The sequence below is a fragment of the Pseudomonas sp. G7(2022) genome, assembly GCF_052660475.1.
This window is the reverse complement of record NZ_CP109659.1, coordinates 1,829,398-1,846,698: the sequence shown is the minus strand read 5'-3', so window position 1 is coordinate 1,846,698 and position 17,301 is coordinate 1,829,398. Positions and strand designations below refer to the sequence as shown.

General features: G+C 59.5%; 19 protein-coding genes. 6 read left to right on the top strand and 13 right to left on the bottom strand.

Going from position 1 to position 17,301, the window contains the following annotated elements; all coding sequences use genetic code 11:
• Positions 1-42: 42 nt before the first annotated feature.
• The 5 genes from NE357_RS08375 to NE357_RS08355 form a co-directional block, all read right to left on the bottom strand.
• Positions 43-579, bottom strand: coding sequence for a C40 family peptidase (locus NE357_RS08375; RefSeq protein ID WP_169429467.1), 537 nt, complete (start codon positions 577-579; stop codon positions 43-45).
• A 218-nt stretch (positions 580-797) separates the two neighbouring features.
• A complete protein-coding gene (locus NE357_RS08370; RefSeq protein WP_169429466.1) occupies positions 798-1,418 on the bottom strand; it encodes a C40 family peptidase in 621 nt (206 codons plus the stop codon).
• 214 nt (positions 1,419-1,632) lie between these two features.
• The gene (hda, locus tag NE357_RS08365) at positions 1,633-2,337 is read right to left on the bottom strand and encodes a DnaA regulatory inactivator Hda (protein ID WP_169429465.1); all 705 of its coding nucleotides are present in this window, start codon (positions 2,335-2,337) and stop codon (positions 1,633-1,635) included.
• A gap of 219 nt (positions 2,338-2,556) precedes the next feature.
• The gene (locus NE357_RS08360; protein ID WP_169429464.1) at positions 2,557-3,630 is read right to left on the bottom strand and encodes an AI-2E family transporter; all 1,074 of its coding nucleotides are present in this window, start codon (positions 3,628-3,630) and stop codon (positions 2,557-2,559) included.
• Between the two features lie 36 nt (positions 3,631-3,666).
• Positions 3,667-4,722, bottom strand: a complete 1,056-nt coding sequence (locus tag NE357_RS08355) for a DUF2066 domain-containing protein (RefSeq protein ID WP_169429463.1) — start codon at positions 4,720-4,722, stop codon at positions 3,667-3,669.
• 376 nt (positions 4,723-5,098) lie between these two features.
• Between NE357_RS08355 and purM the strand changes: the two genes are divergently transcribed.
• Genes purM through NE357_RS08340 form a run of 3 tightly spaced genes read left to right on the top strand, consistent with a single transcriptional unit; the run spans position 5,099 to position 7,529 of the window.
• Positions 5,099-6,157 (top strand): phosphoribosylformylglycinamidine cyclo-ligase, encoded by a 1,059-nt coding sequence (gene purM / locus NE357_RS08350; protein WP_169429462.1) that lies wholly within the window; start codon positions 5,099-5,101, stop codon positions 6,155-6,157.
• Positions 6,157-6,807 (top strand): phosphoribosylglycinamide formyltransferase, encoded by a 651-nt coding sequence (gene purN / locus NE357_RS08345; RefSeq protein WP_169429461.1) that lies wholly within the window; start codon positions 6,157-6,159, stop codon positions 6,805-6,807. The genes purM and purN overlap by 1 nt, the downstream gene beginning before the upstream one ends.
• Positions 6,808-6,815: 8 nt before the next feature.
• On the top strand, positions 6,816-7,529 hold the full coding sequence (locus NE357_RS08340; protein WP_169429460.1) for a DUF3108 domain-containing protein: 714 nt from the start codon (positions 6,816-6,818) through the stop codon (positions 7,527-7,529).
• 53 nt (positions 7,530-7,582) lie between these two features.
• Here NE357_RS08340 and NE357_RS08335 read toward each other — a convergent pair whose 3' ends face one another.
• Complete coding sequence (locus NE357_RS08335) at positions 7,583-9,208, bottom strand: methyl-accepting chemotaxis protein (protein ID WP_169429459.1); 1,626 nt, start codon at positions 9,206-9,208, stop codon at positions 7,583-7,585.
• Between the two features lie 130 nt (positions 9,209-9,338).
• Positions 9,339-10,394 (bottom strand): amidohydrolase family protein, encoded by a 1,056-nt coding sequence (locus NE357_RS08330; RefSeq protein ID WP_169429458.1) that lies wholly within the window; start codon positions 10,392-10,394, stop codon positions 9,339-9,341.
• A gap of 128 nt (positions 10,395-10,522) precedes the next feature.
• Between NE357_RS08330 and NE357_RS08325 the strand changes: the two genes are divergently transcribed.
• Positions 10,523-10,939 carry an OsmC family protein gene (locus NE357_RS08325; protein WP_007959010.1) on the top strand — a complete coding sequence of 139 codons (417 nt, stop codon included), beginning with the start codon at positions 10,523-10,525 and terminating at the stop codon, positions 10,937-10,939.
• A 61-nt stretch (positions 10,940-11,000) separates the two neighbouring features.
• Complete coding sequence (locus NE357_RS08320) at positions 11,001-11,891, top strand: pirin family protein (protein ID WP_169429457.1); 891 nt, start codon at positions 11,001-11,003, stop codon at positions 11,889-11,891.
• Between the two features lie 42 nt (positions 11,892-11,933).
• On the opposite strand, the gene NE357_RS08315 is transcribed toward NE357_RS08320, so the two are convergent.
• The 4 genes from NE357_RS08315 to NE357_RS08300 all read right to left on the bottom strand — a co-directional run bounded on the left by NE357_RS08315 (position 11,934) and on the right by NE357_RS08300 (position 15,642).
• Positions 11,934-12,662: a dienelactone hydrolase family protein gene (locus NE357_RS08315; protein WP_169429456.1), complete on the bottom strand. Its 729-nt coding sequence runs from the start codon at positions 12,660-12,662 to the stop codon at positions 11,934-11,936.
• Between the two features lie 68 nt (positions 12,663-12,730).
• Positions 12,731-14,635 (bottom strand): molecular chaperone HtpG, encoded by a 1,905-nt coding sequence (htpG, locus tag NE357_RS08310; RefSeq protein ID WP_169429455.1) that lies wholly within the window; start codon positions 14,633-14,635, stop codon positions 12,731-12,733.
• Between the two features lie 81 nt (positions 14,636-14,716).
• Entirely contained in the window at positions 14,717-15,169 is a 453-nt protein-coding gene (locus tag NE357_RS08305; protein ID WP_169429454.1) for a PaaI family thioesterase, read from the bottom strand.
• A complete protein-coding gene (locus NE357_RS08300) occupies positions 15,166-15,642 on the bottom strand; it encodes a PaaI family thioesterase (protein WP_085710556.1) in 477 nt (158 codons plus the stop codon). The genes NE357_RS08305 and NE357_RS08300 overlap by 4 nt, the downstream gene beginning before the upstream one ends.
• A gap of 158 nt (positions 15,643-15,800) precedes the next feature.
• Here NE357_RS08300 and NE357_RS08295 point away from each other — a divergent pair, with 158 nt between their 5' ends.
• On the top strand, positions 15,801-16,037 hold the full coding sequence (locus tag NE357_RS08295) for a hypothetical protein (protein ID WP_007959016.1): 237 nt from the start codon (positions 15,801-15,803) through the stop codon (positions 16,035-16,037).
• 77 nt (positions 16,038-16,114) lie between these two features.
• On the opposite strand, the gene NE357_RS08290 is transcribed toward NE357_RS08295, so the two are convergent.
• Both NE357_RS08290 and NE357_RS08285 read right to left on the bottom strand, forming a co-directional pair.
• Entirely contained in the window at positions 16,115-16,516 is a 402-nt protein-coding gene (locus tag NE357_RS08290; protein WP_169429453.1) for an MAPEG family protein, read from the bottom strand.
• Positions 16,516-17,253 (bottom strand): DUF599 domain-containing protein, encoded by a 738-nt coding sequence (locus NE357_RS08285; protein WP_011333121.1) that lies wholly within the window; start codon positions 17,251-17,253, stop codon positions 16,516-16,518. The genes NE357_RS08290 and NE357_RS08285 overlap by 1 nt, the downstream gene beginning before the upstream one ends.
• Positions 17,254-17,301 lie beyond the last annotated feature (48 nt).

Below are 17,301 nucleotides of genomic sequence, written 5' to 3'. Positions count from 1 at the left end.
GGAGCCGATGCGCTCCCACAGGTTTTTTATTGCTTCGAATGACTAAGGGTTATGCGCCAGATGCTCCGGCTGCAGAACACGCTTGGCACTCAGATAGGCCTTCTGCCAATAGGCCTTCGACAGGCTGTCCAGCTTCACGGTACCGCCGGTGGCTGGCGCATGAACGAAGCGCCCCTCCCCGACGTAAATCCCCGCATGACTGACCTGGGAGCCGCCATTGGTGGCGAAGAAGATCAGGTCGCCGGTCTGCAGCCCTTCCTTGCCGACATTCGGCGCCTGCATGACGATCATCTCGCGGGTAGAGCGCGGCAGGCTGATGCCGGCAGCATCGCGGTAGACGAAGCCGATCAGGCCGCTGCAATCAAAACCGGAATCCGGCGTGTTGCCGCCCCAGCGATAAGGCGTCCCAACCAGCCCGAGCGCACGGAACAGTACGTCTTCGGCAGCGGGAGAAAAAGCCTGGGAGGATCCGAACACAACCGGCGCGCGAACCACGGGGGCTGGCGGCGGAGTGCGACTGGCGCAAGCGCTGAGCAGCGCTGCGAAGAACATCAGGGCAAGGCGGGCCGTCATCGTCATAAGCAGAACATCCTGATCTGGCTGCGGCTTTTACTGCCGATTCGACAGAAAACAAAACCGCCTGCGGGGGAACGCAGGCGGTTTGCCATCAATATAGATCAGGATTCTAGCGGCTACGCGGCAAACTTCAAGTAAGACTTTAACTTCACCTTGTAAAGTTTAAGTCTATTGCCCCTGAAGGACCGCTTGTCGCCACGAGCGTGGCGACATAGGCGTGATTACTTGCGAGCGGTAACCACGGTTGGAGCGTTCGCCAAAGCACGTTTGGCTTCGATGAAGGACTTGCTCCAGTAGCTGTCACCCAGACTGTCGATACGGACACCGCCACTGCGACGACTGCTGGAGTGGATGAACTGATTGTCGCCCAGATAGATCCCGGCGTGGCTTACACGACCGCGACGACCATTGGTGGCGAAGAACAGCAGATCGCCCGGCTCGAGGTTGCCGCGCGAAACCAGCGGGGCATCCACGTTGATCATTTCGCGAGTGGAGCGTGGCAGGTTCATGCCGGCTTCTTCGCGGAAGAGGTAGCCGATGAAACCGCTGCAATCGAACCCGGCTTCAGAGGTGCCGCCGAAACGGTAACGGGTACCGATCAGGGACATGCCGCGTTCAAGAATGCTGTCGGCCAGAACCGGAAGCTGGTAAGGCTTCTTGCCGTTGAAGTCGGCCAGTTCCTTTTCGGTGTCCAGCTCTTCCTGATAAATAACGGAAGACTGGGCGGTAGCAGAATTTTTAGCCTGCTGTTGCTGCTCTTGATTGACAGGTGAATGAGCAGCGCAACCGAACAACAGGGTGACGAGTGCGAGAGGCACGAGGGGTGCGAAGCGCTTTAGCATGGGCACGACCGTGGCTGATAGTTGTAAAGAAGCCGAGACTATGCCCGCTATCAGCCTCATTTGCAAATTCAATCGATCTTTTTGTGACTTCTCGGTTTCTCGTTTACATCTAAGCGCTTAAGCCTATTTGAATCGAGACGCGGCCTGCGCAATGCACAGGAAAGCGGATTTTCTGGCGCCTGAAATATGCCGAAACCGGCTGAGAGCCCCGGTTTTACCAGCCCAGGGTTTCTTTCAGGAAGGGAATGGTCAGCTTGCGTTGAGCCTGCAAAGAGGCCTGATCGAGCTGCTCGAGCAGGTCAAAAAGCGCGCTCATGCTGCGGGTACCGCGAGTCAAAATAAAATGCCCGACTTCGTCGGTCAGGTGCAGACCGCGACGGGATGCGCGCAATTGCAGGGCGCGCAATTTGTCTTCATCGGAGAGAGGACGCATCTGGAAAATCAGCGCCAGGGTCAGGCGCGATTTCAAGTCCGCCAGTTTCACCGGTAATTCACGTGGCGAGGTGGAGGCGGCAATCAGCAACCTGCGACCGCTGTCACGCAGACGGTTGAACAGGTGAAACATCGCCTCTTCCCAATCGGACTTGCCGGCAATCACCTGCAGGTCATCCAGGCAGACCAGTTCGTACTGTTCGAGGTTGTCGAGGATTTCGATGCCGCGATCCATCAACTCGGCCAGCGGCAGGTACACCGCCGGTTCGCCCATCTGTTCGAAACGCAGGCACGCGGCCTGCAACAGATGCGTACGCCCCACCCCGTGTTTGCCCCACAGATAGATCAGGCTTTCGGTCCAGCCGGCGTCGGCTTCGCATAGACGCTCGACATAGCCGAGTGCAGCGGCATTGGCGCCTGGGTAGTAGTTGATGAAGGTGGCGTCGTCACGCAGACGCACACCTAGGGGCAGCTGAATCGGTTTCATGCTGACTGAACAGTTCCCAAGGAACCGTTAGTGGCCTCTGTGTAAAGTGTGCGAAGTTTATACCCGTGAAGCGGAGCGCACAATGCGACAGACCCCAAGCAAAATCAAAGGTTTGCGTTAACACGCTGGTTTTATGACAGTTTCTTTGGCGCACAGGCGTCAGCATTGCCTGCACGAGACGGGCCAACCCGGCAATCCACCGGGCGGCCCTCCCTCATGTTACAGCTTCGGATCATCCACTCCGCTGTACATGTCAGAGTCCTTGTACAAGTCATGAACGTGACGCACCAGCACCATGATCACCGCCGCCACAGGCAACGCCAGCAACACACCGGTAAAACCGAACAGCTCGCCGCCAGCCAGAATGGCAAAGATCACCGCCACCGGATGCAGGCCGATTCGATCACCGACCAGCAATGGCGTCAGCACCATACCCTCCAGGGCCTGCCCCACCATGAATACCGCGACAATCCCGATCATCGGGTACAGGTCGCCGCCGAACTGGAACAGCCCGGCAATCAGCGCCGCGCCGATCCCGATCACAAACCCCATATAAGGCACAATGGCCGCCAGCCCGGCGATCAGGCCGATCAACAGGCCCAGTTCCAGACCGACAATCATCAGGCCCGCCGCATAGATCACGCCCAGCGCCAGCATCACCAGCAACTGCCCCCGCACGAAAGCGCCAAGCACCTCGTGACATTCGCCCGCCAGCGCCACCACGCGCTCTTCACGATCACGCGGCAACAGGCTGCGGATCTTGGCCATCATCACGTCCCAGTCGCGCAGCAGATAGAAACTGACCACCGGGATCAACACCAGATTCGCCAGCCAGCCGATCAGGGCCAGACTGGAGGCTGTGGCCTGACTCAGCACCACGCCGACGATGTCGGTGGTCTGGCCCATGTGCTCGGTGATCGCAGCCTTGACCTTGTCGAACTTCCAGAAGCCATCCGCCAGCCCCAGCTTCGACTGCGCCCAAGGCAGCGCCGTGTGCTGCAGCCAGTCGAGCATCTGCGGTGCCAGCTCGTAAAGACGCAGCAGTTGCTTGGCGAGCATCGGCACCAGCACCAGCAACAACGTAGTGACGATCAGAGTGAACACGGCAAATACCGCGATCACGCCCCAGGTGCGGGACAGTCCGAGGCGCTCCAGACGGTCCACCAGCGGGTCGAACAGATACGCGAGCAACAGCGCCACCAGAAACGGCGTGAGGATCGGATGCAGCAACCAGACAAACGCGCAAAGCAGGAGCACCCCACCGAGCCAGAACCAACGCCGCGTATCGGCCATGTAACACTCCATTGCTTCTATATATGAAAGAAAAACCTACCAGCGGAATCGCAACGACGGCGCCGCAGGAACCGGCGCCGGTGCAACGACAGGCGCACCGCCTGGCACCGCAGGCTGCGGAGCCACCGGAGCCGGCGCCTCGGCCGGCACTTCCTGTAACTTCGCCAGCGACAACTGCGCCCGCAACTGATCGGCACTGCCGTTGACCCGATAGACGATACGATCGGCATCGACACTCTGCAGCCGCACACCAAACGGTTCGAGCATCCGCAGCAACGTTGCGTAATGCTCCAGATTCATGCCCTGCACTTCCAGAGTCTGCTGCCCCGAGGCACCCGGTTTGGCGACAAAGCGAGGCGCCAGGCGCTCGGCGACCGCCAGCATCACAGCATCGGCAACAGCGGCCTGATCAGCCCCCTGCACGCTTCCCGCCTCTTTTTGATCCCCCAGCCACAAATGCCACTTGGCCTGCCACTGACCGCCTTCTTCACGGGCATGCACGGCGAGCAGTGCATCGGCGCTGTAACGTTCCGAGGCGGCATTCAGCGGCGCGGGGTCGGAACCTTCGAGCGTCGGAGCGGTTGCAACCAATTGCTCACTCAGGTCCGCCAGCGGCAAACGCAATGGCAAACCTCTGTGTTGGGCGGCACGTCGCAACGGCGCGGCACTGGCCTGACCATCACCCACAAGACTCGCCCCCTCAGCGGAGTCGTTCAGCCACCAGCCCAGGATCGACGGCCGACTGGCGCCCCACAGCGACAACCCGGCACGGCGCAGCGCCTGCTCGGTGGTAGCCGGGTCGAAATCGACCTTCAATACTTCCGGCGGCCCGGCATCGAAACCGAACTGACTGATGATCTGCTGCGGATCCTTGCGAATCGGCGCCAGCCCGGGGTTCTGCGGCGCCTTCGGGTCACCGGTCAGACGCAACACCAGCGTATCCAGTGCAGCCTGGGTAGCGCGATCACGCTCCTCGGGCGACTGGCCATTAACCGGCTCGCGAACCTGATAAAGACCTTTGATGTTTTCGGCCTGGCTCGCCAGACTGAAGAGAGACAAGCAGCCCACAAACAGCAATTTACACAAACGCATGGAGAATTCCCGTCGACAAGAGCGGCTGGAACAGGCCGCGTGAACCGGATAGAGCAAGCCTGTGACCACAAGCCGTTGCAAAACATTCACACGCTGGCGGTAAGTTTTTGCACAGTCCTAACGATAGACGGTTCCTTATACAGGCACCCGTGATGTCACCCACAGCTTCAATTGCAAAATTTTTCGGCCGATATGGCCCTGCCCGTCGGCGCGAGGATGGCCGCTGCCCCTCAAGCCTGATAAAATCGCGCGCCTTCGCAGACCGGCAACAGCCGGGCACATCGAAATTCGCGTGAGGCAATCGCCCCCGTCGGTTTCGGCGTTCCCGCTGGACTCGGTCGTTACCCCTGAATCCCCTCCCCTAAAGGCCTGGATCATGAGCAAGCAACCCTCCCTGAGCTACAAGGACGCCGGTGTAGACATCGACGCCGGTGAAGCATTGGTCGAACGCATCAAGAGCGTCGCCAAGCGCACTGCGCGCCCGGAAGTCATGGGCGGACTGGGCGGTTTCGGCGCCCTCTGCGAAATCCCGGCCGGCTATAAACAGCCCGTACTGGTTTCCGGCACCGACGGCGTCGGCACCAAACTGCGTCTGGCACTGAACCTGAACAAGCACGACAGCATCGGCCAGGATCTGGTCGCCATGTGCGTCAACGACCTGGTGGTATGCGGTGCCGAGCCGCTGTTCTTCCTCGACTACTACGCCACCGGCAAGCTGAATGTCGACGTTGCCGCCACCGTCGTCACCGGTATCGGCGCAGGCTGCGAACTGGCTGGCTGCTCGCTGGTGGGCGGCGAAACCGCTGAAATGCCTGGCATGTACGAAGGCGAAGACTACGACCTGGCCGGCTTCTGCGTCGGCGTTGTGGAAAAAGCGGAAATCATCGACGGCTCGAAAGTCGCCACTGGTGACGCCCTGATCGCCCTGCCATCGTCCGGCCCGCACTCCAACGGCTACTCGCTGATCCGCAAGATCATCGAAGTCTCCGGCGCCGACATCGAAACCGTTCAGCTCGACGGCAAGCCGCTGACCGATCTGCTGATGGCCCCGACCCGCATCTACGTGAAGCCGCTGCTCAAGCTGATCAAGGACACCGGCGCCGTCAAGGCCATGGCCCACATCACCGGTGGCGGCCTGCTGGACAACATCCCGCGCGTTCTGCCAAAAGGCGCTCAAGCCGTGGTTGACGTGGCCAGCTGGACTCGCCCGGCCGTCTTCGACTGGCTGCAAGAGCAAGGCAACGTCGACGAAACCGAAATGCACCGCGTACTGAACTGCGGCGTGGGCATGGTCATCTGCGTGGCTCAGGAGCACGTTGAATCTGCACTGAGCAACCTGCGTGAAGCCGGCGAACAGCCTTGGGTCATCGGCCAGATCGGTGTCGCTGCCGAAGGCGCGGCCCAGGTCGAGCTGAAAAACCTCAAGGCTCACTAATGCCTAATACCTGTGATGTCGTGGTGCTGTTGTCCGGCACCGGCAGTAACTTGCAGGCCCTGATCGACAGCACGCGGGCCGGCGACAGCCCGGTCCGCATCGCCGCGGTGATATCCAACCGCGCCGACGCCTACGGCCTGCAACGCGCCAGTGACGCGGGTATCGCCACCCGCTCGCTGGATCACAAGGGTTTCGAAGGTCGCGAGGCCTTCGATGCCGCCCTGATCGAACTGATCGACGAATTCAATCCGAAACTCGTGGTACTGGCCGGTTTCATGCGCATTCTCAGCGCTGACTTCGTCCGTCACTACCAGGGTCGCCTGCTCAACATCCACCCCTCGCTGCTACCCAAATACAAAGGGTTACACACTCATCAGCGCGCGCTGGAAGCCGGCGACGCCGAACACGGCTGCTCCGTGCACTTCGTCACCGAGGAACTCGATGGCGGGCCACTGGTCGTACAGGCAGTAATACCGGTAGAGTTGCACGATTCGCCACAGAGTCTGGCGCAACGGGTTCATGTTCAGGAGCACCTGATCTACCCGATGGCCGTACGCTGGTTTGCCGAAGGACGGCTGGCCCTCGGCGAGCAAGGTGCTTTACTGGATGGCCAGTTACTCGGGGCCAGCGGTCACTTGATTCGAAACTAGGAGATTTTATGCGTCGCGCCCTGCTCTTCGCTTGCGCTCTGCTCACCCTGCCTTTCGCGCAGGCGGCAGACCTTCAACCGTTCTCCGCCAGCTACACCGCCGACTGGAAGCAGCTGCCCATGAGCGGAACCGCCGAACGCAGCCTGACCAAGGAAGCGAACGGCGTCTGGAAACTCAGCTTCAAGGCTTCGATGATGATCGCCAGCCTGACTGAAGAAAGCACCCTGACCCTGGACAAGGACACCCTGCTGCCACAGTCCTACCACTTCGAACGTGGTGGCCTGGGCAAGGCGAAAAAGGCTGATCTGGACTTCGACTGGAACAACAAGCTCGTCACCGGCACCGACCGTGGCGACGCGGTGAAAGTCCCGCTCAACCGCGGCATGGTCGACAAATCCACCTATCAATTGGCGCTGCAGCATGACGTGGCCGCCGGCAAGAAAAGTATGAGCTATCAGGTAGTCGATGATGGCGAAGTCGATACCTACGACTTCCGCGTGCTGGGTTCGGAGAAGGTCGAAACCAAAGCCGGCCAGATCGATGCGATCAAGGTCGAACGCGTGCGTGATCCGACACAAAGCAAGCGCACCACTGTCATGTGGTTCGCCAAGGATTGGGATTACCTGCTGGTTCGCCTGCAACAGGTCGAGACCGACGGCAAGGAGTACAACATCATGCTCCAGGACGGCACGGTCAACGGCAAAACAGTCAAAGGCAGCTGATTCAACAAAAAGCCCCGCAAACGCGGGGCTTTTTTTCGCCTGTCGAACGCTGATCAGACCGAGAACCTGGCCACCATGCTGTTCAGGTCCACCGCCAGCCGCGACAGCTCCTGGCTCGCAGCGCTGGTCTGATTGGCCCCCGCCGAAGTCTGCATCGCCAGATCGCGGATGTTCATCAGGTTGCGGTCCACTTCCCGCGCCACGGCGGCCTGCTCTTCCGACGCACTGGCGATCACCAGGTTGCGCTCGTTGATCAAGGTAAACGCCGAAGCGATTTCCTCCAGCGCCACGCCAGCGGCCTTCGCCAGCTCCAGGGTCGAGCGTGCGCGAATGTTGCTCTGCTGCATCGAGCTGACTGCCGAATCGGTGCCCTGCTGAATGCCGCCGATCATCTGCTCGATCTCCTGGGTCGACTGCTGAGTGCGATGGGCCAGCGCCCGCACTTCGTCCGCCACCACCGCAAAACCCCGCCCGGCATCCCCCGCCCGCGCGGCTTCGATCGCCGCGTTCAGCGCCAGCAGATTGGTCTGTTCGGCAATCGAGCGGATCACGTCCAGCACCTTGCTGATGCTGTAGACCTTCTGTGCCAGATCCTCAACTTGCGTAGCGTTGGCGGTTACGTCATCCGCCAGCAGCTCGATGGACGACACGGTCTGCTGCACCTGCTCGCGACCATGCTGGGCAATGCGATCAGACTCACGGGAAGCCTCGGAAGTCGCGACGGCATTGCTGGCTACCTCCTCCACGGCGGCGGTCATCTGGTTGACCGCCGTGGCGGCCTGTTCAATTTCCAGACTCTGCTGGTGCAGCCCTCGCGTCGCGTCTTCGGTAACGCAGCTCAACTCCTCCGAGGCCGAAGCCAGTTGACTGGACGACTCCGAGATTCGGCGGATGGTGTCCCGCAGATTGTGCTGCATGCTTTTGAGCGCGTGCAGCAGCCGCGCCGGTTCGTCCTTGCCGGAGATGCTGATATCACCGGTCAGATCGCCACCGGCCACCACTTCCGCGACATTGAGCGATTGCGACAGCGGCAGCACGATGCTGCGGGTCAGCAATAACGCCAGCGCAATGGTAATCAGCGCGGTAATGCCGATCATCACCCCGACCCAGACCCGCGAATTGGTGAACACCAGCCGTGCGGCCTCAGTGGCCAGATTGGCGTTGTGCTTGTTCAGCTCGACCAGTTCACGCAGGGTCACTGCGATTTCATCCGCCAGCGGGCTCATTTGCCCGTTGAGAATGGCGGCCGCCTCCTCCACTCGTCCTTGAGCGGACAAGGTCATCACCTGCGCTTGAAACTCCAGATATTTGTGTTCGGCGACCTTGAAGCGGTCGAACAGCGCGCGCTCTTCGGGCAATACGATCAGGATGTCGTAACGTTGTTGGGCTTCGCTCAACACACTGCGCAGCTCATTGAGCTTGGCCACATTCTGGTCCAGGGCCTGCGGATCGCGATTGAGCAACAGACGCATGGTCAGGGCGCGCAGACGCAGCATGTCCTGACTCATTTCACCCACGGCCATCACGCTGGGCAGCCAGTTCTTGTCGACCTCGTCGGACTGGGCTCGCATGTTCGACATCTGCAGCAGGGCGAATGCGCCAAGGGCAAACACCATCAGCGCCAGCACGCCAAAACCCAGTCCGGCCCGGGGTGCAATATTGAGACTACGGATACTCATTGCTCTGGTTCCTTCCAAAAGCGCTGCATCAACCCTGCAGCTGGTTGCTCTAGAAGGTATCGGCCCTTTTAAAAAATGCGTAAGACCAAAACGCGATATCAAAAGGCCTTGATCCTACGAACCTCCGGCATTATCGATTCAGCGCGGGTTTGCCGGACTTGAGCGCTGTTCGCGGCAATATCGCCAGGAAGTTGTCCCGTGCGACTTTTTTCGCCACCGCTTCCGGCAAGGCGTCGAGAAACGGCTTGAAGCCGTGGATTTGCTTGCCGAGTTTGTTGAATCGCCCGACCACGTCCGAACCGAGCATGAAGCGATCCGGATAACGTTCCACCAGTTGCACCCACTCCGCTCGCGGCTGGCCCTTTTCATCCAGCAGATAAGGCGTCAGCAGGCTCCACGACAGATCAATGAACAGGTTCGGGTACGCCTCCAGCATTCGCGCGAGGGTCGGCAGCAGAAAATCCAGTTGCGTTTGATGACGATGGATTTCGGCACTGGTACCGGCATGGGCCCAGATGAACCGAGTGTGCGGATGATTACGCAGCGGCTCTTCGATTTCCTTCAGGTACAGCGGATTCTTCTCACGCTTGGAGGTGATGTTGGAATGCAACATCACCGGCAGATCGTTTTCGGCGGCCAGGTGATAGATGCGAGTCATGGCTTCGTTGTTGGCGCGTGGCGTGTCGCCAGAGGTCAGCGCGGTCAGGTCGTCGTGACGGGTGAAGACTTCGCCGATGCCCTGCCACAAGCCGGGATACAAATCGAGCATGCGCTGGATGTGCGCGGCGGAGTTCTTGTCGTTGGGATTGAAGCCTGAAAGGAACGGGTGAAAGTACTGGCGCTGTTCCGGGGCGAGTTTCTGCACCGCGTCGGCGACGATCACGTCAGTCGCGCTGTACCAATAGGCATCGGCATCATCGCCAGCGTAATAACGCGGGCGCTTCGGCTCGTCTTCGTGCCATTTCTTCGCCACGGGAATGCCGGAAATCATCACATGCTCAATGGAGTTTTCCTTCATGGCCGTCAGCAATTTCGGCATGCCGGCGGTTTCCTGGAAAAAATCCACGTAATGCAGATGCGCGTCACTATAGATGTATTCCCGGGCATTGGCGGCGCCGGTGAAAACCATCAGGCAGGCAAGACTCAAACGAAACACGGACACAAGCATTCTCCGGCAGACAGGCATAGCCTAGACCCTCGCCGGACAACGAGGGTTCACCCGGCAAGAAAGTGGAACGCGCCTGTGTGGGAATGCTCTATACCTGCAAGGTCTTTTTTGATCGAATCCCTTTTCCTACAGCTTGCGAGGTTCATATGACCGTTACCGTCAATACCGTGTCTGCCGAAGGTTTTCGCCACACTGTACAGATCGATGAACATGAACTGTTCGCCGATGTCCCGACGACCGCCGGCGGCGAAGGCTCGGCTCCGGAGCCGCACGATTACTTCGACGCCGCCCTCGGCGCCTGCAAGGCCCTGACCCTGAAGCTGTACGCAAAGAAAAAGGACATCCCGCTGACCGGCGTCGGTGTTGAAGTCAAACGCGACAACAGCCAGGAACAGAAAGGCAAATACGCCCTGCACGTGACCCTCACCCTCAAGGGCGTGCTCACCGATGCCCAGCGCGAAGAACTGCTGCGCGTCGCCGATCGATGCCCGATTCACAAGCTGATGACCACCAGCGAAGTCACCATCGAAACCCACGCGCCAGTCGGTTTCGACAGCCAGTAATCACCCCGACGACACCGGCGGGTTATGCTCCACGCATCACCCGCTCAGCCTGGAATGGACCATGGACACCCAACCCCTGATCATCCGCCCGCGCGCCGAAGACGTCGAAGGCCAGCCGATCCTGCGTCCGCTGCCGTCAGCCAAATGCCGCAGCGTCGGGCCTTTCGTGTTTTTCGACCACATGCTCGAAACGGTTTATCCGGCGGGCAAAGGCATGAACATCCGACAGCACCCGCACATCGGTCTGTCGACTTTGACCTATCTGTTCGAAGGGCAGATCCAGCACAAGGACAGCCTGGGTTCGGATCAGGTGGTCAGTGCTGGCGATGTCAGCTGGATGACGGCCGGCACGGCGATCGCTCACGTCGAGCGCACACCCGAACCGCTATGGGATCAGAGCTTCAAGATGCACGGCCTGCAAATCTGGCTCGCGTCGCCCAAAGATCACGAACAAGGCCCGGGGCATTACAGCCATCACCCGGCCTCGACCTTGCCGGTCAGCGATAACCTCGGCGTGCAGATCCGCATGATCGCCGGGTCAGGCTTTTGTCTGGAATCACCGGTGCCGGTGCTTTCTCCTACGCTCTATGCCGAACTGAAGATGCAAACCGCGACCACACTGCTGATCCCGACCGAGCATGAAGAACGGGCGCTGTATGTCTTGAGCGGTGATGTGCAATTGAACGGCGAAGCGGTCGAACCCCATGCGCTTGTGGTATTGCCGACCGGGGAAGAAATGAGTTTGTTCGCCGAGAGCGACAGCCACGCGGTGTTGTTCGGCGGTACGCCACTGGACGGGCCACGGCGGATCAACTGGAATTTTGTTGCGAGCGATCCGGCGGCAATCGATGAGGCGCGGCGCAAGTGGGCGGCCGGTGACTGGCCGACAGTGCCGGGGGAAGTCGAGCGGATCGAGCTGCCGAAATCACGCAGCGAGCCGACACCGCTTTAAACCAGCACTCCCACGCCAGGCGTGGGAGTGCTTTCAACCGAATCAGCCTTTGAACACTTCATCCAGCAAGTCATGCATCGACTTGAACGCCCGCGCTGCGGTCTTCGCGTCGTACATCATCTTGCCCGGCACATTGGCGTGCGGATCGGTGAACGAGTGCACCGCGCCGCCGTAGCTCAACAACTGCCAGTCCACGCCAGCGGCGTTCATCTCGTCTTCGAATGCCGGCAACTGCTCTTTCGGCACCAACGGATCGGAAGCACCGTGCAGCACCAGCACCGAGCCCTTGATGTTCTTTGCGTCCGCCGGGTTCGGCGAATCCAGTGTGCCGTGGAACGACACCGCCGCTTTCACTGGGGCTCCGGTACGGGCCAGGTCCAGTGCACAGCAACCGCCGAAGCAGAAACCGAACACCGCCAGTTTCGAGGTATCGACCGCCGCCTCGCCCTGCTTCTGCAAGTGTTCGAACGCGGCCTGCATACGCTTGCGCAGCAGTGCGCGATCATTCTTCAGCGGCATCATCGCCGCACCGGCCTGATCGGCGTTCTGCGGACGCACGGCCTGGCCGTACACGTCAGCGATCAGCACCACATACCCCTTGGCCGCCACCGATTTGGCGATCTCTTCAGCGCCAGCGCTGACACCCATCCAGTTCGGCGCCATCAGCAGGCCCGGACGTGCGCCTTTGTGCTCGGCGTCGAACGCCAGGCGCCCTTCATAAGGCTGGCCGTCAATCTGATAGACCACGGAACGTACAGTGACTTGGCTCATTTCTGACTCCAGATTGGTTGAACTCCAGAATGAAAAAACCCGCCGAAGCGGGTTTTTCTACCGTTTGATCAAGCGGACAGCTCGACCAGCAGCTTGTTCAGACGGGTCACGTAAGCGGCCGGGTCTTTCAAGCTGTCGCCAGCCGCCAGAGCGGCCTGGTCGAAGAGGATGTGCGACAGGTCGCTGAAGCGATCTTCGCTGGCCTCGTTGTCGAGCTTCTCGATCAGCGGGTGGCTCGGGTTGAATTCGAAGATCGGCTTCGAATCCGGCACCTTCTGCCCGCTGGCTTCGAGGATCTGACGCATTTGCAGACCCAGGTCCTGCTCGCCGATCGCCAGAATAGCCGGCGAATCGGTGAGGCGATGGGAAACCCGGACTTCGGCCACGGAATCGCCCAGTGCGGTTTTCAGACGCTCGACCAGACCTTCCTTCGACTTGGCGACTTCTTCTGCGACCTTCTTGTCCTCTTCCGAGTCCAGGTTGCCCAGGTCCAGGTCACCGCGCGCGACGTCGACAAAGCTCTTGCCGTCGAACTCGTTGAGGTAGCTCATCAGCCACTCGTCGATGCGGTCAGTCAGCAGCAGCACTTCGATGCCTTTCTTGCGGAAGACTTCCAGGTGCGGGCTGTTCTTGACCTGCGCGTAGGTTTCGCCGGTGAGGTAGTAGATCTTGTCCTGACCTTCCTTGGCGCGCGCCAGGTACTCGGCCAGCCCGACGATCTGCTCGCCGTCGTCGCCGTTGGTCGATGCGAAACGCAGCAGACCGGCAATCTTTTCCTTGTTGGCGAAATCTTCTGCCGGGCCTTCTTTCATGACCTGCCCGAAGTTTTTCCAGAAGCCCTTGTATTGCTCAGGCTCGTTCTTCGCCAGTTTTTCCAGCATGTCCAGCACACGCTTGGTCAGCGCCGACTTCATCGAGTCGATGATCGGGTCTTTCTGCAGGATTTCCCGCGACACGTTCAGCGACAGGTCGTTGGAGTCGACCACGCCTTTGATGAAGCGCAGGTACAGCGGCAGGAACGACTCGGCCTGATCCATCACGAACACGCGCTGTACGTACAGCTTCAGGCCTTTCGGCGCTTCACGCTGGTACAGATCGAACGGTGCGCGGGCCGGCAAGTACAGCAGCGAGGTGTACTCGAGCTTGCCTTCGACCTTGTTGTGGCTCCACGACAGCGGGTTTTCGAAGTCGTGGGCGATGTGTTTGTAGAACTCCTGGTATTCCTCGTCCTTCACTTCGGTGCGAGGACGGGTCCACAGGGCGCTGGCGCGGTTGACGGTTTCCCACTCAACTTCTGGCTTCTCTTCGCCTTCGGCAGCGGCCACTTCTTTCGGCAGCTCGATCGGCAGCGCGATGTGGTCGGAATACTTCTTGATGATGTTGCGCAGGCGCCAGCCATCGGCGAACTCGTTTTCACCGGGTTTCAGGTGCAGGACGATGCGGGTGCCGCGCTCTGGCTTGTCGATGGTGGCGACTTCGAATTCGCCCTCGCCTTTCGACGACCAGTGCACGCCTTCGCTGGCGGCAGTGCCGGCGCGACGACTGTACACGTCAACTTTGTCAGCAACGATGAATGCGGAGTAGAAGCCCACACCGAACTGACCGATCAGGTGCGAATCCTTTTTCTGATCGCCCGAGAGATTCTTCATGAAATCGGCGGTGCCGGATTTGGCGATGGTCCCCAGGTGGGTGATCACATCGTCACGGTTCATGCCGATGCCGTTGTCTTCGAGGGTGACGGTCTTGGCGTCCTTGTCGAAGCTCACACGGATTTTCAGTTCATCGCCACCTTCGAGCAACTCTGGCTTGGCCAGGGCTTCGAAGCGCAATTTGTCGACGGCGTCAGAGGCGTTCGAGATCAATTCGCGAAGGAAGATTTCCTTGTTGGAATACAGCGAATGGATCATGAGGTGCAGCAGCTGCTTCACCTCGGTCTGGAAGCCCAGGGTTTCCTTTTGAGTTTCCACACTCATGGTCATCAAACTCCAATCAGATGGCATTGGCCGCGACCCTGCTGGTCGGCGGCGGGTTGTTCTGTGAGTTGGGGGCGTGCTTCAGGATTTCAAGGGCTCATCGATTTTGAAGTGTGCGCGGGCGGTGGCAATCGGTTCGCTTTCGGTGCTTTGCCAGGCAGTGACCGCGACATTGGCCACCCGCCGGCCCTGACGGCAGACCTGACACCGGGCCCAGGTGTCGCGAAACTGCCCGGCCCGCAGGTAATCGAGGGAGAAATCGATGATTTTCGGCACACCGGGCGCACCGGTGAAAATCAGCAGGTGCAGGGCGGCAGACAGCTCCATGAATCCGGCGATCACTCCGCCGTGGATCGCCGGCAATAAAGGGTTACCAATGTTGTCCTTGTTGGCCGGCAGCTTGAACAGCAGGTCATCACCGACCCGCGAACACTCGACGCCGATGAGTCCGGCGTAGGGGATCAGTTTGAGCAGCGGCGCGTAGTCACCCTTTTCGTGGGCTTCTTGCAGTTGCAGCTTGAAATCATCGCTCATGGGTTTTCTCCCTTGATCGCGCCACCAAAGCCTTTTGTCCCTTTAAGCCCCTTGCCCATGCGCATGAAGGTGCCGACGACATGCGCAATCGGTTGCTCGGGATCATCCTGATACGCGAAGCCGCGAGCGAAGATCACATCGGTGGTGACTCGATAACATTGGGCGAAGCCATAGACGTCTTTATGCGGTTCGGCGGCGTGCATGTAGTCGATGCGCAGATCAAGGGTCGGGCAGACTTCGAATTCCGGCAGCACGCACAGGGTGGCCATGCCACACGCCGTGTCCATCAGCGACGTGATCGCCCCGCCGTGGACCACGCCGGTCAGCGGGTTACCAACGATCTGTGCGCTGTACGGCAGGACCACCGTCAGGCCTTCGCTGCTGGCGCTGTGCACTTTCAAACCCAGTACCTGGCAGTGGCGCAGGGCCGAGAGAAAGCGTGTCGCGCGCTCAAAAACAGGGTTTTCGGCCATTTGATAATTACTCTTGTTAATCACTGCTGCCGGTAGTGGCAAGAACAGCAAAAGTTCCATTGCAAAACAAACTTATATATCTGTGAGAAATGAGGAACTTAACCCTTGGGCCCGAGCTCTTAAGGCCAGTAGTTATTTTCCATAAGGAGAAACACCCCATGCGTAAGACTTTAGCTATTGCCTTGATGTTGACCGCTTCCCTCGGTCTCGCTGCCTGCGATAAAAAATCCGAGGACAAAGCTCAAGATGCCAACCAACATGCTGAACAAGCTCAGCAAGACATGAACAAAGCTCAGGATAAAGTGAACGACGCAGCGAAAGAAAACGCCGAAGCTGCCAAAGCTCAGGCTGAATCGAACGCTGCAGCGCAAGAAGAAGCTGCCAAGAAGCAATAAACCGCTTCTCGCTGGCAAAAAAGAAAACCCGCCAAGTGCGGGTTTTCTTTTGCCTGTGATTTTTTGCCCATGCCACCTTAGAGCAAGACAGTTCTAAAAGTCGGACTAATCATCAACAACAATGAGCAAACTAAGCCGACCAGCCAGACCAGACTGCGCAGCGCGGGAATGTCCGCGAGGTAGAACCACAAATAGAGAATCCGTGCGATCACGAAGATGATCGCCAATGTATCGATGAGCCATCCCGCCGTCTGCGTGGTATGCGCCATCAGCACGCCGACGGCAAACAGAATGAAGGCTTCGATGCTGTTCTGGTGGGCGGCCAACGCCCGGGCTCCGTAACCGGTGAGCTGCGCCTGCTGCTGACGCGGCAGATGGTTGTTGTAGCCACCCTGCTCTTTCATGGCCTTGCCCACGGGCATGCGCGCCACGTAGATCAACAACGCACTGATCAACACACACCAGAACGGAATACTCATCAAGCAGCCTCTTTGTTCGCTTCGGGCAATGGCGCCTCTGTAGGGGTATAGACCATTACATCGAGCACGTCGGAATGAAACTCGCGGCGATACAACACCAGCACAACGCCAGCGCTCATCAACATGAACAGCCACGGGCTGACGAACCACGCCAGCATGCTCATCCCGAAGTAGTAGGAACGCAGACCGAAGTTGAACTGGTTGGCCGCCATCGAAATCACCCGTGCCGCCCGTGAAGCGAACGCCTTGCGCTCCTGCTCGGAAACCTGACGCTCACCGATCATCGGGGCCGAGCCGACCAGAATGGCGGCGAAGTTGTATTGGCGCATGCACCAGCTGAAGGTGAAGAAGGCATACACAAACACCAGCGCCAGGCACAGCAACTTGATCTCCGACATACCCTGGGAGGCCTGCTGCACCATCGGGATGTCTGCCAGCAACGACACTGCACGCTCCGAAGCACCGAGCACAGTCAGAATGCCGGCCAGGATAATCAACGTGCTGGAGGCGAAGAACGACGCATTGCGCTCAAGGTTGCCGATCACGCTGGCGTCGGCGATGCGGTTGTCACGCAGCAGCATGCGACGCATCCAGTCTTCGCGGTACAGGTGCAACACACTGGCCAGGCACGCGGTGTCACGGCCCTTCCAGGTGGCATAACGGGTGTAACCGCCCCAGCAGATGACGAACCAGAGCGCGGCCAGCAGATGAATCAGGTTGGCTTGTATGAACGACATGCAATTCCCTGTGATGAAGATTTCGGCTCCCCTTCGACGTTAGTCGAG